This window comes from Nocardia sp. NPDC058705 (genome assembly GCF_042749305.1).
GTDB lineage: Bacteria > Actinomycetota > Actinomycetes > Mycobacteriales > Mycobacteriaceae > Nocardia.
Genome location: NZ_JBHYRN010000006.1, coordinates 198,331 through 219,025 on the forward strand (window position 1 = coordinate 198,331; position 20,695 = coordinate 219,025).

The 20,695-nt window shown below is 66.2% G+C and carries 24 protein-coding genes; 10 read left to right on the plus strand and 14 right to left on the minus strand.

Translation table 11 applies throughout. The features are described 5' to 3' along the window. Positions 1–216: 216 nt before the first annotated feature. The 5 genes from ACFW6D_RS11255 (at position 217) to ACFW6D_RS11275 (ending at position 6,219) form a co-directional block, all read left to right on the plus strand. Complete coding sequence (locus tag ACFW6D_RS11255; protein ID WP_379327109.1) at positions 217–792, plus strand: putative glycolipid-binding domain-containing protein; 576 nt, start codon at positions 217–219, stop codon at positions 790–792. Between the two features lie 131 nt (positions 793–923). Next, on the plus strand, positions 924–1,865 hold the full coding sequence (locus tag ACFW6D_RS11260) for an RluA family pseudouridine synthase (RefSeq protein WP_379327111.1): 942 nt from the start codon (positions 924–926) through the stop codon (positions 1,863–1,865). Positions 1,866–1,992: 127 nt separating this feature from the next. Next, positions 1,993–2,724, plus strand: coding sequence for a type II CAAX prenyl endopeptidase Rce1 family protein (locus tag ACFW6D_RS11265; RefSeq protein WP_379327113.1), 732 nt, complete (start codon positions 1,993–1,995; stop codon positions 2,722–2,724). A 200-nt stretch (positions 2,725–2,924) separates the two neighbouring features. Further along, positions 2,925–3,761, plus strand: a complete 837-nt coding sequence (locus ACFW6D_RS11270) for an SDR family oxidoreductase (RefSeq protein ID WP_379327115.1) — start codon at positions 2,925–2,927, stop codon at positions 3,759–3,761. Between the two features lie 256 nt (positions 3,762–4,017). Continuing rightward, positions 4,018–6,219, plus strand: coding sequence for a hypothetical protein (locus tag ACFW6D_RS11275; RefSeq protein WP_379327117.1), 2,202 nt, complete (start codon positions 4,018–4,020; stop codon positions 6,217–6,219). Positions 6,220–6,406: 187 nt separating this feature from the next. On the opposite strand, the gene rpsQ is transcribed toward ACFW6D_RS11275, so the two are convergent. From rpsQ to rpsJ, 11 genes are read right to left on the minus strand one after another with little or no spacing between them, the layout of a single operon-like run. Further along, positions 6,407–6,676: a 30S ribosomal protein S17 gene (rpsQ, locus tag ACFW6D_RS11280; protein WP_101464453.1), complete on the minus strand. Its 270-nt coding sequence runs from the start codon at positions 6,674–6,676 to the stop codon at positions 6,407–6,409. After that, positions 6,673–6,912 (minus strand): 50S ribosomal protein L29, encoded by a 240-nt coding sequence (rpmC, locus tag ACFW6D_RS11285; protein WP_378598401.1) that lies wholly within the window; start codon positions 6,910–6,912, stop codon positions 6,673–6,675. Before rpmC ends, rpsQ begins: the two co-directional genes overlap by 4 nt. Beyond that, positions 6,912–7,328: a 50S ribosomal protein L16 gene (rplP, locus tag ACFW6D_RS11290; protein WP_056818475.1), complete on the minus strand. Its 417-nt coding sequence runs from the start codon at positions 7,326–7,328 to the stop codon at positions 6,912–6,914. The genes rpmC and rplP overlap by 1 nt, the downstream gene beginning before the upstream one ends. A 3-nt stretch (positions 7,329–7,331) precedes the next feature. Further along, positions 7,332–8,129 carry a 30S ribosomal protein S3 gene (gene rpsC, locus ACFW6D_RS11295; protein ID WP_379327119.1) on the minus strand — a complete coding sequence of 266 codons (798 nt, stop codon included), beginning with the start codon at positions 8,127–8,129 and terminating at the stop codon, positions 7,332–7,334. Further along, on the minus strand, positions 8,130–8,543 hold the full coding sequence (rplV, locus tag ACFW6D_RS11300) for a 50S ribosomal protein L22 (protein ID WP_379327121.1): 414 nt from the start codon (positions 8,541–8,543) through the stop codon (positions 8,130–8,132). Further along, on the minus strand, positions 8,540–8,821 hold the full coding sequence (gene rpsS / locus ACFW6D_RS11305; RefSeq protein WP_056818481.1) for a 30S ribosomal protein S19: 282 nt from the start codon (positions 8,819–8,821) through the stop codon (positions 8,540–8,542). Before rpsS ends, rplV begins: the two co-directional genes overlap by 4 nt. A gap of 14 nt (positions 8,822–8,835) precedes the next feature. Beyond that, entirely contained in the window at positions 8,836–9,672 is an 837-nt protein-coding gene (gene rplB / locus ACFW6D_RS11310) for a 50S ribosomal protein L2 (protein ID WP_378915816.1), read from the minus strand. Between the two features lie 32 nt (positions 9,673–9,704). Next, complete coding sequence (gene rplW, locus ACFW6D_RS11315; RefSeq protein WP_067448314.1) at positions 9,705–10,010, minus strand: 50S ribosomal protein L23; 306 nt, start codon at positions 10,008–10,010, stop codon at positions 9,705–9,707. Beyond that, positions 10,007–10,681 carry a 50S ribosomal protein L4 gene (gene rplD, locus ACFW6D_RS11320; protein ID WP_379327123.1) on the minus strand — a complete coding sequence of 225 codons (675 nt, stop codon included), beginning with the start codon at positions 10,679–10,681 and terminating at the stop codon, positions 10,007–10,009. The genes rplW and rplD overlap by 4 nt, the downstream gene beginning before the upstream one ends. After that, a complete protein-coding gene (gene rplC / locus ACFW6D_RS11325; RefSeq protein WP_379234187.1) occupies positions 10,678–11,343 on the minus strand; it encodes a 50S ribosomal protein L3 in 666 nt (221 codons plus the stop codon). Before rplC ends, rplD begins: the two co-directional genes overlap by 4 nt. A 14-nt stretch (positions 11,344–11,357) precedes the next feature. Further along, complete coding sequence (gene rpsJ, locus ACFW6D_RS11330) at positions 11,358–11,663, minus strand: 30S ribosomal protein S10 (protein WP_040804197.1); 306 nt, start codon at positions 11,661–11,663, stop codon at positions 11,358–11,360. A gap of 557 nt (positions 11,664–12,220) precedes the next feature. Here rpsJ and ACFW6D_RS11335 point away from each other — a divergent pair. The 4 genes from ACFW6D_RS11335 (at position 12,221) to ACFW6D_RS11350 (ending at position 16,150) form a co-directional block, all read left to right on the plus strand. After that, on the plus strand, positions 12,221–12,697 hold the full coding sequence (locus ACFW6D_RS11335) for a hotdog fold domain-containing protein (RefSeq protein ID WP_379327125.1): 477 nt from the start codon (positions 12,221–12,223) through the stop codon (positions 12,695–12,697). Positions 12,698–12,763: 66 nt separating this feature from the next. Beyond that, positions 12,764–13,642, plus strand: a complete 879-nt coding sequence (locus ACFW6D_RS11340) for an ABC transporter ATP-binding protein (protein ID WP_379327127.1) — start codon at positions 12,764–12,766, stop codon at positions 13,640–13,642. A gap of 67 nt (positions 13,643–13,709) precedes the next feature. Further along, positions 13,710–14,873 (plus strand): ABC transporter permease, encoded by a 1,164-nt coding sequence (locus ACFW6D_RS11345; RefSeq protein WP_379327129.1) that lies wholly within the window; start codon positions 13,710–13,712, stop codon positions 14,871–14,873. Positions 14,874–14,962: 89 nt separating this feature from the next. Continuing rightward, positions 14,963–16,150: a lycopene cyclase family protein gene (locus ACFW6D_RS11350; protein ID WP_379327131.1), complete on the plus strand. Its 1,188-nt coding sequence runs from the start codon at positions 14,963–14,965 to the stop codon at positions 16,148–16,150. Positions 16,151–16,219: 69 nt separating this feature from the next. Here the strand turns inward: ACFW6D_RS11350 and ACFW6D_RS11355 are convergent, their stop codons facing one another. The 3 genes from ACFW6D_RS11355 to ACFW6D_RS11365 are packed head-to-tail and all read right to left on the minus strand — an operon-like array spanning position 16,220 to position 18,872. Next, positions 16,220–17,065: an ABC transporter permease gene (locus tag ACFW6D_RS11355; protein WP_379327133.1), complete on the minus strand. Its 846-nt coding sequence runs from the start codon at positions 17,063–17,065 to the stop codon at positions 16,220–16,222. After that, positions 17,062–17,871: an ABC transporter permease gene (locus ACFW6D_RS11360; protein WP_379327135.1), complete on the minus strand. Its 810-nt coding sequence runs from the start codon at positions 17,869–17,871 to the stop codon at positions 17,062–17,064. Before ACFW6D_RS11360 ends, ACFW6D_RS11355 begins: the two co-directional genes overlap by 4 nt. Then, positions 17,871–18,872, minus strand: coding sequence for an ATP-binding cassette domain-containing protein (locus tag ACFW6D_RS11365; RefSeq protein WP_379327137.1), 1,002 nt, complete (start codon positions 18,870–18,872; stop codon positions 17,871–17,873). Before ACFW6D_RS11365 ends, ACFW6D_RS11360 begins: the two co-directional genes overlap by 1 nt. 320 nt (positions 18,873–19,192) lie before the next feature. Here ACFW6D_RS11365 and ACFW6D_RS11370 point away from each other — a divergent pair, with 320 nt between their 5' ends. Continuing rightward, positions 19,193–20,695 carry an aldehyde dehydrogenase family protein gene (locus tag ACFW6D_RS11370; protein WP_379327139.1) on the plus strand — a complete coding sequence of 501 codons (1,503 nt, stop codon included), beginning with the start codon at positions 19,193–19,195 and terminating at the stop codon, positions 20,693–20,695.

Here is a 20,695-nt window from a genome sequence, read left to right on the forward strand (position 1 = left end):
GTCAATCATTTCAGCCATTGCCGACTGTCATTCCGATCCGGGAAAGCTCTCGCCCGAACAGGCACATCGGGCGATGCAGATACATCTGGAATGCAGTGTGGATCTCTGCCGGGTGCGGCGGCGCGCGCGTCAGGTTCTCGTCGAAGCGAAACTGATGGTGCTCGATCAGCGCGCCGGGTAACGATTGAGAAGTCGAATTCAGGGAATGCGTTTGCCATGTTCACTCCCCTGCCATCTTCGGCCGCCTGGTTACATCGGGACGCCCGTACCGGATTCGAAGTGACATATTTCCGCGACGACGCACGCGGAGTTCTCATCGAAGGATGCGTGACAGCGGTCGAGGACGCCGAAGTCTGGGCGATCGACTATCGGCTGCGGCTCGACGGGAGTTGGCATACGCGGTCGGCGCACATCGTCGGGCGCTATCCCGCGGGCAGGCGGGCGGTGACACTGCAGTCGGACGGGTTGGGGCGCTGGCAGGTCGACGGGACGCCCGCGCCCGAGCTCGACGGGTGTCTCGATATCGACCTCGAGGCGTCGGCGTTCACCAATGCGCTGCCGGTGCATCGCCTCGGGCTCGCTGTCGGGGATGCCGCCGACGCGCCCGCGGTGTATGTACGGGCCGCCGATCTCGCAGCAGCCCGATTACCGCAGCACTATCGCCGGGTCGTCGACGGGACCGGGCAGCGCTACGACTACCGCGCGCCCGACTTCGACTTCCGCGCCACCCTGGACTACGACGAGTCGGGTCTGATCATCGACTATCCCGGACTGGCCACACGCGCGGCCTGAACCTGCAGCCTCCGAAAAGCCCGGCGACGAACCCACTCGCGGGCCTGAACCAGCTGCCTCCGACGAGCCCGGCGATGGGCCAGGAGGGGGCCGCGAACACCTGGCCCCCGACGGCCGACAACACTGCTCCTATGCGACGTAGGCAGCAGCCGCCGCTGCCGAAACGGCACGGCCTGGATCCCGCTCGACTCCGACTCCCCGAAGACGGGCAGTGGGCGACCGTGCGCGACCACCTCGTCGAGCGGCTGCCCCGGGTGGACCCGTCCCGGATCGACGCGATGCTGGTGGCGGGCGAGATCGTAGATCTGGAAGGTCCCCTCACACCGGACGCGCCGTACGTGCCGGGCGGGGCCGTGTGGTTCCACCGCGACCTGCCCGTCGAGGCCGAGGTGCCGTTCGAGATCGGCATCGTGCACCGCGACGACGACATCCTCGTGATCGACAAGCCGCACTTCCTCGCGACCATCCCGCGCGGTCAGCACATCCTCCAAACCGCGCTGGTGCGGCTGCGCAACGACCTCGAACTGCCCGACTTGATCCCGGCCCACCGACTGGACCGGGCCACCGCGGGCCTGCTGCTGTTCGTGGTGAATCCGGCGCGGCGCGGTGCCTACCAGACGATGTTCCATCGCAAGACCGTGCGCAAGGAGTACGAGGCCATCGCGCCCTACGATCCCGCGCTCGAGCTGCCGCGGACGGTGCGCAGCCGGATCATCAAGGAGAAGCAGGTGCTCGCCGCTTTCGAGGTGGACGGCGAGCCCAATGCCGAGACCGAGGTGGAGTTGGTCGAGCACCGCGACGGGCTCGGACGCTACCTGCTGCGCCCGCACACGGGACGAACCCATCAGCTGCGTCTGCACATGAACGGGCTCGGCGTGCCGATTCTCGGCGACGATTTCTATCCGGAGATCACCGACAAATCGGTCGACGATTACACGCGGCCGTTGCAATTGCTGGCGGCGTCGCTCGAATTCACCGACCCGATCAGCGGGGAGCCGAGGCGATTCGAGACGCGGCGCACGTTGCAGGCGTGGACCGATATGGCCGGATGGTCCGGATCGGCTGTCGAGTAGCTCACAGCCTGTTTGCGCCTATCGATCTTGATGGGGTGATTCCTGGCCGCTCAACACTGGGGTCGGCCGATTGTCCCGCATTCACCGGACCGTTTCCTTTTCGTGATAATTCCGTACACTCGGTCGGGTGTCCGTCGCCCTTGCCGAATCCCGGCCGAAGCTGCATGCCTACATCGATATCGCGGTGGTTGTCGTTGTGCTGGCCGGGACCAATCTGATCGCGCACTTCACTACGGCCTGGGCCAATATCGTTGTCGTGCCCGTCGCGGCGATCGCGCTCTTGGCGCTGATGCGTCAGCGTGGCCTCGGCTGGGCCGAACTCGGGCTGTCACCCAGGCACTGGAAGCGCGGGACGGTATATGCACTCGGCGCTGTCGGGATCGTGGTGACCGCGGTTGCGATCGGCGCGTTGTTGCCGCTGACCAGGCCGTTCTTCCTCGCCGACCGCTACGCGACGATTTCCGGCGCGCTGATCGCGTCGATGATCGTCATCCCGCTGCAGACCGTGATCCCCGAAGAGCTCGCGTTCCGTGGCGTGCTGCACGGGACTTTGGATCGAGTCCTCGGCGTCCGCGGACTGTTCGCGGCCGGGTCGTTGATGTTCGGCCTCTGGCACATCGCGTCCTCGTTCGGCCTCACTTCCGGCAACAAGGGCCTGTCCAGCATTGTCGGCGGCGGCCTACTCGGCCAGATCATCGGCATCACCCTCGCCGTCGCAGCCACCGCCGCGGCGGGCGTCGTCTTCACCTGGCTGCGCCGCCGCAGCGGCAGCCTGCTCGCCCCCATCGCCCTGCACTGGTCGCTCAACGGAGCAGGCGCCCTCGCCGCCGCCCTCGTCTGGCACACTGCCCTGCGCTGACCGACCCGCGCTGGTCAGTCGATCACCATGCCCTCAGGCAGGGATTCAGACTCACAGAACGCCACCACGGCATGGTGATCATTTGTCCAGAAACGGTGCCTGCTCGCCTATCGTGGGGTGTGGTTGCGTGGAATACTGGCGGGCAATTTGTGACTGGACGGTAAGTCAGACATAGCGGTCTCTCGAGGGGGCATTTCCGCATGACGCGAACGCATACTGGACGGGTCGTCGCGGTGACCGGCGGGGCCGCTGGGATCGGGCTGGAGATCGCGCGGCAGTTCGCGGAGGCGGGGGCCCGGGTATGCCTCGGGGACCTGTCGGGGAACGCGGCGCGCGATGCCGCGGCCCGGCTGCCGGGAACCGTGCACGGGTGCGAGCTCGATGTCACCGATGAGCGGTCGTTTCACGATTTTCTCGCTGTCGCCGAGGCGATCCTCGGGCCGGTCGATGTGCTCGTCAACAATGCCGGAGTGATGTGGGTCGGGGCGTTCGACGCCGAACCCGACAGTGCGACGGCGCGGATGCTCGCGGTGAATCTGCACGGGGTGATTCGCGGGGTGCGCCTGGCGGCGCCCACGATGCGGACACGCGGGCGTGGGCACATCGTCACCATCGCCTCGATCGCGTCCAAGCTCTCCCCCGCCGGCGAAGCGACCTATGCCGCGACCAAACACGGCGTGCTGGGTTATCTGACCGCGGTGCGTGAGGAATTGCGTGGCAGTGGTGTGCAGTTGACCGCGATCATGCCGGGCGTGGTCGATACCGAGCTCGCGGCCGGAACCTCCACGGGTGCAGCACAATTGCTGCAACCTCGCGATGTCGCCGCGGCGGTGCTCGATGCGGTTGCACGACCACGATTCGAGGTGACCTTGCCCGCGCATCTCGGACCACTTGTCGGTCTGGCCGGAGCACTGCCACAGTGGTTGCGCGACATCGTGTTGCGGCGCACCGTACCGAATCAGGTTGCAGCGGTTTCCAACTCGTCGAGGCGCGCGGCTTACGAAAAGCGGCTTGTCGACGGCGAGCCCGATAGCTGAACCGCCTGCCGCACCCGGGATCCAGTTCTCGCGGCCCGCCCGATTCTGGACTGACCGGAGGGTCCCGGGGTTGGAGCTGACCCGTCATTCCTGTGACGAAGGGGGCACCCGCCGGGAGCGAAGAATCAGGGCCCGAAGGGCCGCGATCGCGGCGCCGGCCGCCAAATCATTGACCCGGGCGGAGTCGCCGTTTACGCTCTCTGGCAATCACACATATGTTCGATAGTCCATATGTTCGAGTGGCGGAAGGCGCGGTATGTCCGACGATCGGTTGAGCGAGAATGCCGCCATCGCGCCGAACACCGAGATCACGGCGCTTGCCCAGCAGGTCGCGACGGCCCGCGACAAGCTGCCCCTGCAGCACGACACCGCCCTCTACGACGCGCTCTCCGACAACGAGATCCGCGCCGAACGGGAACTGGCCGAATGGATTCGCACGCAGCGGCGCAAACAACGCCGCCGTGCGGTTGGCGATGAACTCGCCGCCGAGCAACGCGACCGTCGCACCAACGCCCTGATCCGCCGCACCGACGAAGCCGACGCGCGCTGGCATCGCAAAGCCTTGGCCGCGCGGCGTCGGGTATCGAGCGCCGATGCGCGCCTGGCCCAGTTGTACCGGCGGTCGGAATGGTCCTCGCGGGCGCTGATCGGTGTCGTCGTCCTCGGCATGGTGTGGGCCGGTGTGAACGTGCAGCGCAATCTTGTCCCCAGTGGGGACATGAGCGATCCGCTCTACTGGCTCAGCTACGGCATCGAGGCGATGATCTCGATCCCGATCATCGTCATCATGGTCACCGCCACCACCGCTGCCCGCTGGGGCCGCGAACTCGAGCGCGGCAAAGTGATCGTGTTCGAACTCGCCCTCCTCGGCACGACCATCGCCCTCAACGCAGGCCCCCACCTCGCCGCCGGATCCTTCGGCCGCGCAGCCGAATTCGCCATCGCTCCGGTAATGGTCGGTGTGGTCATCTGGCTGCACGCCTGGGTGTCGGCCCGGTACGCAATGTTGATCGAAAGTGCATCGGTCGAATTGCCCGGCGACACCGCCTATTCCACCGCCGAACGGGTCCCTGCCTTCTCGCAGAGGCAGGCCGATTCGCTCGGCGACGATAGGCAAGCGCACGCCCACACGGTGATGAACGGCATTGCCCCCGAACTCCGATCGCCGCTGACCGAGCTCGCTACGGTCGGCCCCACCGCTCCGGCACACATCCCGCGCGAGACCCTGGCATCCGCCGCCGCAAACACGGAGTCTGATGCAGGCGGCAACGAATCGAGTGTCCCCGCAGCCGAAATGGTGTCCGAGACCGTCGCCGCTTCTGCTCAGAAAAACGCCGCCGATCGCAAGGCCGATGCGCAGCCGAACTCCGCCGAACGCGAGCCTGCCGAATCGCTCGACCTGTCGATCGTCTCGGAGCCGGTAGTTCGCGATGCCTCGGCACCGAGCGTGGCGCCGCTGGTCGCAGCAGCCGACGGGCTAGCAGCGTCGGCGGCCGAGCGCGCCTACCCGCACACCCTGCGCCGCCCCTCCGCCGACAAGCCGAGCGCGCCCGGCACTCTCGAACTCATCCACAAGGCGGCGGCCGACCATCGTCGCAACGGCACCGAGCACGCCACCCGGACCAACGGGGCCGCCTCGATCTTGCGGCGAATACCGGTCACCACCGCCGCGCACTCCCCCGCCGGCGAAGCGACCGGTACCGACCCGGTTCCCGAGGCGACGATGCACGCCGGCACCGTCGCCCGTGACCCTGATGGCGAAACCTCAACGAGCACCGATCCGGTCGCGGTACACAATGATCCACAGCCTCCCGCCGCGGAACCGGAGCAGCTGACACTCACCGCCGAACCCGCCGAGCAACTGGTCCTACAACCGGAGCCTGCACCCACCGAGCGCCCCGACCTCACCGGCCCGGCTTCTGCCCCCGAACGTACCGCCACCACCGTCACAGCCCCAGCCCCCGAGCGGACTGACTCCGCCGTCGCAGCCCCAGCGCCCGAGCGGACCGCACCCACCGTCACAGCCCCGACCCGCAGCCGGGTCGACCCGACCGCCGCCAGCCGGGTCGATCACCCCATCGAAACCCCGTCACCTGAGCCGACACTGGCCACCACGCAGCCGACAACGTCCGGCTCTGCCCCCGCTGCCGCCTTCGACAAGCCCTCCGCAATAGCCGACCCCGTCGACGCTGATGCCCCCGAGGAAGACGAGGACGATTTCCCGGCCCCCGACTTCGACTTCGACGAAGACACCGAGGTCCGCGCCCTGGCCCGCCAGATCGCCCACCGCAGCCCGCTGCGCCTGACCCTCAGCCAGATCGAAGAGATCCTCGAACTCACCGATCAATCCTGGCCGACCCACAGCATCGGCAGCGAAGTCGGCGTCCCCAGCAGCACCGTCACCAATATCGTCGAATTCGCCCACAAGATCCGCCAGCCCTACGCCTTCACCGGCTGACCGAGCCTCACACAGCAAAGGCCCGCCGCCCTCGAAACACGGGGAGGCGGGCCTTCATGTATGCCGACGAGACCGTCGTAGGTGCCAGACCGCGAGACCTACCTCGTAACCCAACGACGAAGGCCCGTCTCCCACAGGGGGAAACGGGCCTTCGCAGAAAACGATCTCGATGGATCGAGGAGGGACCTTACTTGGCCTTCTCCAGGACCTCGACCAGACGCCAGCGCTTGGTGGCCGACAGCGGACGAGTCTCCATCAGCTGAACGTGGTCGCCGACGTGGGCGATCTCGTTCTCGTCATGCGCCTTCACCTTGGAGGTGGTGCGAATGATCTTGCCGTAGAGCTTGTGCCGGTGACGGTCTTCCAGCTCGACGACGATCGTCTTGTTCATCTTGTCCGAGACAACGTAGCCGCTGCGAACCTTGCGGCTGTTGCGCTCTGTGGTGTTCTCGCTCATGCCGCATCTCCCTTGCCAGCGGGCGCCGTGGCCAGGCCGAGCTCGCGCTCACGCATGACCGTGTAAATGCGCGCGATCTCGTGGCGGACGACGCGCAGTCGACGGTTGTTGTCGAGCTGACCCGTCGCCATCTGGAAGCGCAGGTTGAACAGCTCTTCCTTCGACTCGCGCAGTTTGGCCACGAGCTCTTCTTCGTTGAGCTCACGGAGCTCTGCGGCCGGTGTTTCTGTAGCCATCAGAACTGCTCCTCCCTGGTCACGATCCTGCATTTCATCGGGAGCTTGTGCATCGCGCGGCGCAGGGCCTCACGAGCGGTCTCCTCGTTGGGGTAAGACATCTCGAACATGACCCGACCGGGCTTCACGTTCGCGACCCACCACTCCGGCGAACCCTTACCGGAACCCATGCGGGTTTCGGCCGGCTTCTTCGTGAGCGGACGATCGGGGTAGATGTTGATCCAGATCTTGCCGCCACGCTTGATGTGGCGGGTCATCGCAATACGTGCCGACTCGATCTGACGGTTGGTGACGTAGGCGGGCTCGAGAGCCTGGATGCCGTACTCACCGAAGGCCACCGCGGTGCCGCCCTTGGCCATACCCGAGCGACCGGGGTGGTGCTGCTTGCGGTGCTTGACGCGACGGGGCATCAGCATGCGTCAGCCCTCCTTGTTCTCTGCCGGAGCCTCCGCCACTGCAGTGGCGGCGCGACCGACCTCGGTGCTGGTCGCGGTGGTGCCAGTGGCGCCGGACCGACGGGGGCGGCTCGGACGCTCGCGACGCTGGCGATCCGGAGCAGCAGCAGCGGCAGCGGTCACCTCACGACGACCACCGACGATGTCACCCTTGTAGATCCAGACCTTCACACCGATGCGACCGAAGGTGGTCTTGGCCTCGTAGAGGCCGTAGTCGATGTCCGCACGCAGCGTGTGCAGCGGAACGCGACCTTCACGGTAGAACTCCGAGCGCGACATTTCGGCGCCACCGAGGCGGCCCGAGCACTGCACGCGGATGCCCTTGACGTTCGGCGAACGCATGGCCGACTGAATGGCCTTACGCATCGCACGACGGAACGCCACACGGTTGGACAGCTGCTCGGCAACACCCTGAGCAACCAGCTGCGCATCCGATTCGGGGTTCTTGACCTCGAGGATGTTGAGCTGAACCTGCTTCTTGGTGAGCTTCTCCAGCTCGGAACGGATGCGATCGGCTTCCGCTCCACGGCGACCGATCACGATGCCGGGACGCGCGGTGAAGATATCCACACGGACACGATCACGGGTGCGCTCGATCTCGACCTTCGAGATACCTGCACGCTCCATGCCAGTGGCCAGGAGCTTGCGGATCTGAACGTCTTCCTTCACGTATTCCGCGTACTGCTTGTCCGCGTACCAACGCGACTTCCAGTCGGTGGTGATACCGAGGCGGAAGCCATGGGGGTTAATTTTCTGTCCCATTTACTTTGCCCCTCCCTTCCGGCGGCTACGAGTGGCAGCGCCGGTGGTGGGCACGCTCTCGACCTCGATGGTGATGTGGCTGGTGCGCTTACGAATCCGGAACGCACGACCCTGGGCCCGCGGCTGGAAACGCTTCATGGTGGCACCCTCGTCGACAAATGCAGTCGAAACGACCAAGGTGGCCGGGTTGAGGCCGAGGTTGTTCTCGGCGTTCGCCGCGGCCGAAGCCACGACCTTGGCCACGGGCTCGCTGGCAGCCTGCGGTGCGAACCGCAGGATGGCCAGCGCGTCCTCGACGCTCTTGCCGCGGACCAGGTCCACGACGCGACGGGCCTTCATCGGGGTGACCCGAACGTGCTTGGCGGTAGCGCGTGCAGTCGGGTTCTGAACCGTTTCGGTATTGGTTTCAGTCATCGCCGCTTGCTCTTCCGGTCGTCCTTGACGTGGCTCTTGAACGTCCTGGTCGGCGCGAACTCACCGAGCTTGTGTCCGACCATGTTGTCCGAAATGAACACCGGGACATGCTTGCGACCGTCGTGGACGGCGAAAGTGTGGCCGATGAAATCGGGGATGATGGTCGAGCGACGCGACCAGGTCTTGATGACCTGCTTCGTGCCCTTTTCGTTCTGGACGTCCACCTTCGCGAGGAGGTGGTCGTCGACGAACGGGCCCTTCTTGAGGCTGCGTGGCATTTCTTACCTCCTCCTTAGCGCTTCTTGCCGGTTTTACGGCGGCGGACGATGAGCTTGTCGCTCGGGCGGTTGGGCTTGCGGGTGCGGCCCTCAGGCTGACCCCACGGGGAGACCGGGTGGCGACCACCGGAGGTCTTACCCTCACCACCACCGTGCGGGTGGTCGACCGGGTTCATGACGACACCACGGACGGTGGGACGACGGCCCTTCCAGCGCATACGGCCGGCCTTGCCCCAGTTGATGTTCGACTGCTCGGCGTTGCCGACCTCGCCGACGGTGGCGCGGCAGCGCACGTCGACACGGCGGATTTCACCCGAGGGCATACGAAGGGTCGCGTACGGCCCTTCCTTGCCCAGCAGCTGAATGCTCATTCCAGCGGAACGAGCCATCTTGGCGCCGCCGCCCGGACGCAGCTCCACGTTGTGAATCGTGGTACCGGTCGGGATGTTGCGCAGCGGCAGGTTGTTACCCGGCTTGATGTCGGCCGTGGGGCCGGACTCGATCGGGCTGCCCTGCTTGATGCCCTTCGGCGCGATGATGTAGCGCTTCTCGCCGTCGGCAAAGTGCAGCAGTGCGATGTTGGCGGTGCGGTTGGGGTCGTACTCGATGTGAGCGACCTTGGCCGGGATGCCGTCCTTGTCCAGTCGACGGAAGTCGATGACACGGTAGGCCCGCTTGTGACCGCCACCGCGGTGACGCGTGGTGATGCGACCGTGCGCGTTACGACCACCGGACTTGGTGAGCGGGCGCAGCAGCGACTTCTCCGGCGTCGACCGGGTGATCTCGGCGAAGTCCGAGACGCTGGAACCACGACGGCCCGGCGTTGTCGGCTTGTACTTACGGATTGCCATGAGTTCTTCTCGCTTTCTGGAGTCCCAGGCGCTTACGCGACCGGTCCTCCGAAGATCTCGATGGGCTTGCTATCGGCCGAGAGGGTCACGAGTGCGCGCTTGGTGTCCTTGCGCTTTCCGTAACCGAATTTGGTCCGCTTGCGCTTGCCCTGACGGTTGGCGGTATTGACGCTGGTGACCTTGACGCCGAAAACCTTCTCGACGGCGATCTTGATCTGCGTCTTGTTCGAGTCCGGGTGCACCAGGAAGGTGTAAGTGCCTTCCTCGATGAGTCCGTAGGACTTCTCCGAGATGACCGGTGCGAGCAGGATGTCGCGGGGGTCGGCGATGGTGCTCACTTGCTCTCCTCCTGGGCCGCCTCGGCGGGACCGTGAACGAACGCGTTCAGGGCCTCGACGCTGAACACCACGTCGTCGCTGTTGAGCACGTCGTAGGTGTTGAGCTGATCCGGGGCGATCGGCAGCACGTTCTGCAGGTTCGCCACGCTCTTCCACGCGGCGACGTCCTCGCGGCCGACGACGACCAGGAACTTCTTGCGACCCGAGAGCTCGGCCAGGAAGTCCTTGGCCACCTTGGTCGACGGGTTCTGACCCGAGACCAGTTCGGTGATCACGTGGATGCGCTCGTTGCGGGCCCGGTCGGACAGGGCACCGCGCAGGGCGGCAGCCTTCATCTTCTTGGGGGTCCGCTGGCTGTAGTCACGCGGCTGCGGGCCGTGGACGGTGCCACCGCCGGCGAACTGCGGTGCACGGGTCGAGCCCTGACGGGCGCGGCCGGTGCCCTTCTGGCGGTACGGCTTCTTGCCACCACCGCGCACCTCGCCACGAGTCTTCGTGGAGTGGGTGCCCTGGCGAGCGGCGGCCAGCTGAGCGATGACGACCTGGTGCATCAGCGCGACGTTGGCGGTCACGTCGAAGATCTCCGAGGGGAGTTCGACGGTGCCTTCGGTCTTGCCGCCTGCGGCCTTGACGGTCAGCGTCAGGTTGGCCTTCTTATCGAGGCTGGTCATGCGTGCGCACCACCCTTCACGGCGCTCTTGACGATCACGATGTTGCCCTTGCGGCCCGGGATAGCACCCTTGACCAGGAGCAAACCGTTCTCGGCATCCACCTTGTGAACCGAGAGGTTCTGCGTGGTGACGCGGTCGTTACCCATACGGCCCGACATGCGCATGCCCTTGAACACGCGGCCGGGAGTGGCACAGCCACCGATGGAACCCGGGCGACGGTGCACAGCCTGCGCACCGTGCGAGGCGCCCTGGCCCTTGAAGCCGTGACGCTTCATGGTGCCTGCGAAGCCCTTGCCCTTGCTGATTCCGGTCACGTCGACGTAGGTGCCCTCTTCGAAGACATCAGCCGAGAGTTCCTGGCCGATCTCGAAGGTGGAGGCATCCGCGACGCGGATCTCGGTGACGTGGCGACGCGGCGTGACGCCGGCCTTGGCGAACTGGCCGGAAACCGGCTTGTTCACCTTGCGCGGGTCGATGGCGCCGAAAGCGATCTGAACGGCCGAATAGCCGTCGCGCTCCACGGTACGAATCTGGGTGACCACGTTCGGGCCCGCCTTGATGACGGTGACCGGGACGACGCGGTTCTTCTCGTCGAAGACCTGGGTCATGCCGAGCTTGGTGCCCAGGATGCCGGCTGCGGGCCGGTTCTTGTTGTCAGTCATGTCTCGAGTCCCCGTCACTGAATGTTGACGTCGACGCTGGCCGGGAGGTCGATGCGCATGAGCGCGTCAACCGTCTTCGGCGTCGGGTCGAGGATGTCGATGAGGCGTTTGTGCGTGCGCATCTCGAAGTGTTCGCGCGAGTCCTTGTACTTGTGCGGCGAACGGATGACGCAGTAGATGTTCTTCTCGGTCGGCAACGGCACAGGCCCGACCACACGGGCGCCGGTGCGGGTCACCGTTTCCACGATCTTGCGCGCTGACGCGTCGATCGCCTCGTGGTCATAGGCCTTGAGCCTGATGCGGATCTTTTGTCCCGCCACGCTAAGTGTCCTTTTCTCCGCTTTCCTTCGTGGTCACAGGAGCTAGCTCCCGCACCACCCTCAATTTGCACAGCCCGAACACAAGAAAGACGCCTCAGCGTGGTTTCCCACTAAAGACCCGCAACCAGGGCGCACCAAAAGGCACTACCTAGTCCTCGCCGCTGTTCATCTGTCATGGTTCTCCGGTCCACGCGGTCGGGCGTGTCGCCCTAACTCTTAATCTCCGACCCCGGTCGATTGCTCACCATGGGACGGAAGTGCGTGGTTCCGAACGTATCCACACCGGCGAACCGGCGAGATACAAACTACTGCTCCCCTTGTTCAGGTATCCGCTCCGGAGAGTCGAACAATCCTGCGCAAGGCAACCCGAACAGTATGCACCATGCCGACGACGTCCTTCAAATCGGGGGTCATGAGGTATCGATCACGCCCACACAGGGGCTTCCACCTCGACCGCACCGCCGGCTGGGCTGTACCGATGAATGGTAGCTGGCTCGTCGCCGACCCCGACCAGCGGAGGCCTTCCACTTAACTTACTTTTGAGTAAGATAGAGGCCATGACACAGGAAACCGCGACCTACCGCGGCTGGAAGAAGCTGCCCGACAACCGCATCGGGCACGCGCTGTTCTCGCTCGGCATGGTCGCCCGGGTCCCCTACTTCGGCACCGTGCTGCCCCAGGTGGTCCGCCTGGAACCCGGTATCTGCGAGGTCACCTCCCCGAAGTGGTTCGGCATCCACAACCATCTAGGCACCTTCCACGCCATCGCCGCGTGCAACCTCGCCGAGGTGGCGATGGGCATGCTCAGCGAGGCCACCGTCCCAACCACCCACCGCTGGATCCCCAAGTCGATGAACGTGCAATACCTGGCCAAGGCCGAATCCAGCCTGCGCGCGGTCGCGAAACTGGCCGAGATCCCCGACTTCGCCGCGATCACCAAGGGCCAGGAACTGACCGTCCCCGTCTCGATCTACGACAAGGACGGCGTCGAGGTCGTGCACGCCGACATCACCACCTGGGTCTCGCCCCGCTGACCCCCGCCATGTGAACCGTCGCACCGGTACGGTTGTGGGCCGAGGCAACAAAGGACGGGGAGTTCGATGTTGGAAGTCGCTCATGTGACGCGCCGATTCGGGGAGAACTTGGCGGTCCACGACGTGTCGTTCGCGGTGCCGCCCGGCGCGCTCACCGGGTTCGTCGGCGGCAACGGCGCGGGCAAGACCACCACAATGCGAATGATTATGGGCGTCTTGGCAATTCAGGCCGGTGAGATCCGGTGGGACGGGCTGCCGGTGACCGAGCTGGATCGGCGCTCGTTCGGGTACATGCCCGAGGAGCGTGGCCTCTATCCCAAGCAGCCGGTGTTCGACCAGCTCGTGTACCTGGCGCGGTTGCGCGGATTGTCCGCCGAGGAAGCGAAGGCGCGCACCACGAGCCTGCTGGAACGGTTCGATCTCGGTGCGCGCGGCAAGGACAAGCTCGAATCGTTGTCACTGGGCAATCAGCAACGCGTGCAGATCGCGGCGGCCGTGATCGCGCAGCCGACCGCGCTGATCCTGGACGAACCGTTCTCCGGGCTCGATCCACTGGCCGTGGATTCGATGGTGGAGTTGCTGCGTGAGTATGCCGATCAGGGTGTGCCGGTGCTGTTCTCCTCGCATCAGCTGGACCTGGTGGAGCGGCTGTGCGATCAGCTGGTCGTGCTCGCCTCGGGGCGGGTCGTCGGGCAAGGTTCGGTCGACGAGCTGCGGTCGAGTGGCGCGGCGCGGTATCGGCTCGTGGTCGACGGAGATCCGGGCTGGCTGCGAGAGTACCCGGGGCTTCAGGTGGTCGACAGTGCCGGACCGGGCGTGCTGTTCGAGATCGACGGCGCGGGCACCGACGCCGTGTTGCAGGAGGCGCTGTCGCGGGGATCGGTGCGCGAGTTCACCGAGGTGCGGCCGACTGTCGCCGAGATCTACCGGGAGGCGACGAAGTGAAAGGTCACCCAGGGGCGGTAACGCGCGTGGCCACCGAAGGCGCCCGATCACACCGAGGAGATACGGCATGAACGGCGTGTGGCGGATCGTTGCCGCGCGGGAGGTCGCGGTGAAACTGCGTGACCGCAACTTCGTCATCTCGACGGCGGTGACGCTCGTGGTGATCGTCGCGTCGCTGTTGCTCTCCGGGTTCCTCAGCAGCAGGCCCGACAAGGTCGACGTCGCGATCACGGGCACGGACACCTCGGTCGTGCTCGACACGGCCAACAGCCTGGCCGCGAGTGAGAACACCACGTTCACCGCACGCCCGGTGACCGACCGGGCCGAAGTCGAGCGGCTGGTGCGCGCCGACGAGGTCGAGGTCGGTCTGGTCCCCGCCGAACCCAGCGGCTGGCAACTGATCGGCAAGACCGCGCAGGACGACAACGCCACCACCTACATCACCGCCGCCGCCCAGCAGGTGGCGTTGCAGCGCAATGCCGCCGCCGCGGGCGTCTCACTCGAGGAGTTGAGTCGGGGCGCGACGGTGTCCTACGACCTGCTCGAGCAGGGCTCGATCGACCCGGGACTGGCCAAGATCGTCGCGTTCGTCTTCGCGTTCTTGTTCTATCTGGCGTCGATTCTGTTCGGCATGTCCATCGCACAGAGCGTGGTCGAGGAGAAACAGAACCGGATCGTGGAAATCCTCGCCAGCGCGATGCCGTTGCGGCAGTTGCTGATCGGCAAGGTCGCGGGCAACGCGGCGCTGGCGTTCGGGCAGCTGGTGCTGTTCGTCGGCGCCGGGCTGGTCGGGTTGGCGGTGACCGACCGGGGTGCTCAGCTCGGCCAGGTGGCCGGGGCCGCTGGTTGGTTCATCGTCTTCTTCGTCGTCGGGTTCCTCGCCCTGGCGAGTCTGTGGGCGGTCGCCGGTTCGCTGGCCACGCGCAGCGAGGATCTCCAGTCCACCGCCACTCCCCTGTCGATGCTGATCATGATCGTGCTGTTCGCGGGCATCTTCCTCACCGGCACCGCCCGGGTGATCGACTCCTACGTCCCGATCATGTCCATCGTCGCCATGCCAGGCCGACTGGCCGACGGCACCGCGGCCTGGTGGGAGCCGTTCATCGCGCTGGCGCTGATGGCCGTGACCACCTACGGCATCGTCGTTGTCGCCGAGAAGATCTACCGACGGTCCCTGATGCAGACCCAGGGCCGCCTGACCATGCGCCAGGCCTTGGCCTTGGAGGACTAGGCGGAACCGAGCGTGCGGCTTCGAGGCAGACGTGACGACCCGGTCACCGGCGCTTGCGTGGTGACGGGTGCTGCGGATTGAATGCGGGCGTGAGCGTTGCGCGGGAATTCGATATCTGTGTGGTCGGGCTCGGTCCGGCCGGGCGGGGGTTGGCGCATCGCGCGGCCGTTGCCGGGTTGCGGGTAGCGGCCGTGGATCCTCGACCCGAGCGGCTGTTTCCGCCGACCTTCTCCTGCTGGATCGACGAACTGCCGGAGTGGTTGCCCGAGAGTGCGATCGCGCAGCGGATCGCGGCCCCGACAGTGTGGACCAAGGGTGAGCATCGGATCGAGCGGCCCTACTGCGTGCTCTCGAAGGCCGGGCTGCATGCGGCGCTGGCCTTGGACGACGCCACGGTTTTCGCGGATCGGGCGCGGCGGGTCGACGCGCACGAGGTGGAGCTCGCGGACGGCACGGTGATCTCGGCAGCCACGGTGTTCGATACGCGCGGACTGCCGACGCTGGGACAGCGCAGGGCCGCATCGGCGCACGGGATCTTCGTCGATGCCGAAACCGCGGCGCCGATGGTCGCGGAAGGTGAAGGGTTGCTGCTGGATTGGCGTCCGGAGAACGGCGCCGGCCCGGACGAGCCGCCGTCGTTCCTCTACGCGGTCCCGCTCGGGGACGGCACGGTGATCTTCGAGGAGACCAGCCTCGGCTTACGCGGCGGCATGCCACAACACGAATTACGCAAACGCACGCTGAACCGGCTCGCGGCACACGGGATCACGCTTACCGGCGACGAACCGCACGAAGCCGCCCACTATCCCCTCGATCAGCCGCCCCCGAAGAAAGGCGCCGCGATCGCCGTCCCGTTCGGCTCGCGTGGCGGCATGATGCACCCCTGCACCGGCTACAGCGTGGCCGATTCACTCGCGCTGGCAGACACCGCAGTCGCCGCCGTGCAACGGGGCGAGAACCCGATCGACGCGCTCTGGCCGTTGAAGGCGCGTGCCGTGTACTGGATGCGGATGCGCGGCCTGTGGGGTCTGGGCCGGCTCACCACCGACCAGTCGATCGCCATGTTCGACGCCTTCTTCACCGAGTCCGACCGCCGCCAGCGCGCACTGCTGTCGGCCCACGACGACTACACCGCGCTGGGCGCGGCCCTGTTCAACACCGTCGCCCACACCTGGCCGTTCCGCTGGCGCTACGACCTCGTCGGCTGGACCAACCGCAACCGGTGGCTCGACTACCCCTTCGATCACGCATCGGAACTCGACGAGCAACCGCGCTGATCACACACAAATCGCCTCCCCCGTCGAGATTTCGACAGGAGAGGCGATCTGTGAACACTGAGCGCGGTCCTACGCGGACTCGGCCGCCTTCTTGTACCCGACGATCGCGGGATAGGCGAACACCGCGACCAGCCCGACCGTCCACGCGACCGTCTTGAGCAGCGGTTCAGCGACCGGCCCGCCGTAGGACAGCCCCTTCATCGCATCGATCGCACAGCTCATCGGCTGGTTAGCGACCACATCCTGCAACCAGGTGGGGTAGGCGAAGACCGGGACGAAGCCGGTGTTGAAGAACATCAGCAGCGTGTTGAGGATGCCGATGAGGCTGATCAGCATCACGCCCTCGGTGATCGTGGCCAGCGCGGTCACCATCACCGCGAACCCGACACCGAACAGCACCGGCACCAGCACCAGCGCGATATTGGCGAACGGGTCCTCCATGAACAGGAACCCCAGCGGCACCGCGACGAGCAGCACGATCAGCGTGGTGATCAGGATGCGCAGCATCTCGGCCAGCAGTCGACCGGTCAGCAGCGATGCCTTGTTCAGCGGCATCGTGTAGAACCGGCTGAGCAGCCCCGATGCCTTCTCGCGTTTGAACCCGAGGGCACTCACCACCGCGCCGGTCATGGCCGCGACCAGGGTGAGCAGCGCGGCCTGGCCGTAGATGCTGGGGGCTCCGGTAGCCGCGGTGATCGAGTCACCGAGCACGATGCGAAACATCAGCAGCGTCACCGCGGGGTAGGCGATGGTCTGGATGGTCGTCGACGGATCGCGCAACCACACCATCAGCAGCCGCTTGGTCTGGATCAGGCTGTGGGTGAACCACACCGACACCGAACCCTCCGGCTTGGCGTGCACCACCGGCAGGTCGGCCGCGGCCTCCTCGACCTGTGCCTTCTCGATTGTTGTCATGATCGCCTCACACTCGCCCACACAGCCAGTGGGAGGAAGAAAACAGCGAGTCCGCCGAGCCACGCCAGCGATACCCAGGTCCCGGCCCAGCTCAGGTGGCCTTCGGCCATATCGCTGAGGGTCTGGGCGAACTGGGAGATCGGCTGATTGCGTGCGAAGGGCCGCACCCAGGTCGGGAAGCTGGCTTCGGGCACGAACCCGGTCGACATCATGCCGAAGATCAGAATCGGCAGCGTGAGGGCCTGGCTCAGCGCCTCGGGGTTCTTGGTGAGGCTGCCGAGCGCGTCGGCGCCGAGGGTGAGTACCAGGCCGACGGTCAGCGCGAAGCCGCAGAACGCGAGCGCCTGCACCCAGCCGCCGGTGAACCGGAACCCGATCAGATAGCCGTAGCCGACAGTCGCGATCAGCGAGACGATCGACCGAACCAGACCCGCGCAGATGCGCGACAGCAACGGAACCAGCGAACCGATCGGCATGGTCTGCAGTCGAGTGCTCAACCCGGTGAGCGCCTCGAACGCGGCGAGCTGCGCGTTCGACATCATCGTCATGGCCATCGTCTGCAGAATGACGATCGGCATCACGTACTGCGCGTAGTCGATGCCCTGGACCTTCATCACGTACCGCAGCGGCAGGTAGAAGGCCACGGTCACCACGAGCGGGGTGAGCACCGCGACGATCAGCTCACCCTTGGTGGCCATGGTGAACACGATGCGCCCGGTCAGCGCGCGCCACTGCGCGAAACTGCTCGGGTGCACAGCGGGAAGCTCTGCGAACAAGGTGTTCGCCGCGGGGGTGGAGACGCTCACTAGTGGCCGCCCGAGTGGCCGGTGATCGACAGGAACACGTCGTCGAGCGAGGGGCGGCGCAGGGCGATGTCGGCCAGGTCGATGCCGGCGTTGTCGAGCCTGCGCAGTGCCTCGGCGAGGGTGGCGGCGCCGTCGGGGGCGGGGATGGACAGTTTGTCGGCGCCCTCGATCTCGGCGGCGACGGCGGCCGGGACCAGGTCGCCGAGGGCTTTCACGGTTTGCGGGATGCGGCTCAGGTCGAGGGGGACGATCTCGCAGAAGCTGCCGCCGGTCTTGGCCTTGAGCTCGTCGGCGGTGCCCTCGGCGATGACGGTGCCCTTGTCGATCACGATGATGTTGTCGCTGAGCACGTCGGCTTCTTCGAGGTACTGCGTGGTGAGCAGCACCGTGATGCCCTGGTTCTTGAGCGCGGTGACCAGGTCCCACACGCCCTGCCTGCTGCGCGGGTCGAGACCGGTGGTCGGCTCGTCGAGGAACACCACCTCGGGCCGCACGACCAGCCCGCAGGCGATGTCGACACGACGGCGCATGCCACCGGAGTAGTTGCGCACGGCGCGCTTACCCGCACTGACCAAGTCGAACTCCTCGAGGAGCACCTCGGCGCGCTTGCGGGCGGCCGACTTGGGCAGACCCATCAGGCGACCGAACAGCTCGAGGTTCTCCCGGCCGGTCAGGTTCTCGTCGAGCGCGGCGTACTGGCCGGTCATCATGATCGACCGGCGCACGCCCGCGGCATCGGTGAGCACGTCGTGTCCGGCGACCACGGCGGTGCCGGAGTCGGGGCGCAGCAGCGTCGACAGGATCTTGACCATGGTGGTCTTGCCCGCGCCGTTGGGCCCGAGAATGCCGAGCACACTGGCCTTGTTCGCCTGGAAACTGATGCCCTGCAAAGCGTGCACATCGCCGAACGACTTGCGCACGTCGGACACCAGCACCGCGGGTTCACTGTCGCTCGACGCGACGCCACCTGCGGGCGAATCCACTGAGATCGAACTCGGCATCAACTCTCCACCATCGGCCGGGTGCGCACGGCTGTTTTACGAGACGAGCGCACGCGGAACAAATACTTCCCGGTAAGTGATCCATACCGTTCGGCGCGATGTTACCGGTCCGGTGGTTTTCCCGACCCGGTCTGGCGTCGATGCGCCCGGTTTGCCGGTCCTGGCGCACGAGGGTCGCGGTGTTGTGTTCCTCACGTGGGCAGTGCAAGGGCAGTGCGCTGGTCTTGTCGGCACGGCTGCGCACCCATACGCTGACCTTCGGGGAAACACACGTCAACCGGCCCGCATGCGGGTGAGTTCGATCTTGTGGGGAGGTGACCATGCTCGAGTCGGCCGCTGCAGCCGTACCGACAGGTCGGTCCGATGTGCTCACGTCATACGACCCGCGCACCGGAGAACAGCTCGCGCAGTATCCCGTGCAGGGCAGTGCCGAGGTCGCGCGTGCGGTGCGCACCGCACGCGCTGCCCAGAACTGGTGGGGCGAACTGGATTTCGGTGAGCGCAAACACCTCTTACTCGACTGGCGGCGCCAGATCGCCCGCAACGCAGGCGAATTGGTGGAGATCCTGCGCAGCGAGACCGGCAAGCCGGAGGCCGACGCCACCCTCGAAGTGATGCTCGCGGTCGAGAATCTGGACTGGGCCGCCCGCAACGCCGAGCGCACTCTTGGTCGAAAGCGCTTGTCCACCGGCTGGTTCACCCGCAATCAGCACGCTTCGGTCGGCTATCTGCCGCTGGGGGTGATCGGGGTGCTCGGCGCGTGGAACAACCCGGTGTTCACCCCGATGGGTTCGATCGCCTATGCCATGGCCGCCGGTAACGCGGTGGTGTTCAACCCGCACGAACTCAGTACCGGGGTCGGCAGCTGGCTGGCCGACAGCTGGGCCGCGGTCTCGCCCGAACAGCCTGTGCTGCAAGCGGTTACCGGCAATTCGCGGACCGCGACCGCCCTGTGCAAAGCCGAGGTGGACAAGATCGCCTACGCCGGGCCGGAGGCGGGCGGACGCGAGGTGATCGCGCTCTGCGCACAGACGCTGACGCCGGTGGTGGTGGAACACAGCGGCAAGGGCTCCATGATCGTGCACGTCGACGCGGTACTCGACGCGGCCGCGGAGGCCGCGGTGTTCGGCGCGATGGCCAACGCGGGCCAGAACGCCTCCGGGATTCAGCGCTGTTATGTCGCCGATTCTGTTTTCGACGACTTCCTCGCGAAGGTTGCGGAGCGGGCGGCGAAGCTGCGGCCCGGCGCCGACAACCGCGCCTCCTACGGCCCGATGATCAATGCCACCCAGGTCGACGTGGTGCGCAAACAGGTCCGCGACGCGCTCGCCCACGGCGGGCACGCGGTGCTCGGCGGGCTCGATTCGTTCCGCGACCCGTATGTGGAGCCGATCGTGCTGGCCGAGGTGCCGGAGGAGAGCATCGCGATCACCGGCGAGGGAATCGGCCCGGTACTCGTGGTGAACCGTGTCGCCGACCTGGCCGACGCGGTCACCCGGGTCAACGCGGCGGGCAACGGCATCGCCGTCACGATCTTCACCCTCGACATCCCCAGCGCGGAGTTCGTCGCCGAACAGTTGAAAGTCGGTGTGGTGACGGTGAATTCGTCGACCGCGTTCACCGGCATTCCGGCGCTGCCGTTCGGCGGCGTCGGCGAGTACGGCCAGGGACACAGTCACGGTCAGCAAGGTCTGCGCGAGTACAGCCGGACGATGTCGATCGCCCGCAGGCGCTACCGTGCCCCGGTCCGGCTGTCGACCTTCGACCGGCGACCAGGGCATTTACAGACGGCGAAAGCCCTGTTCCGCTTACGCCGCGGCTGA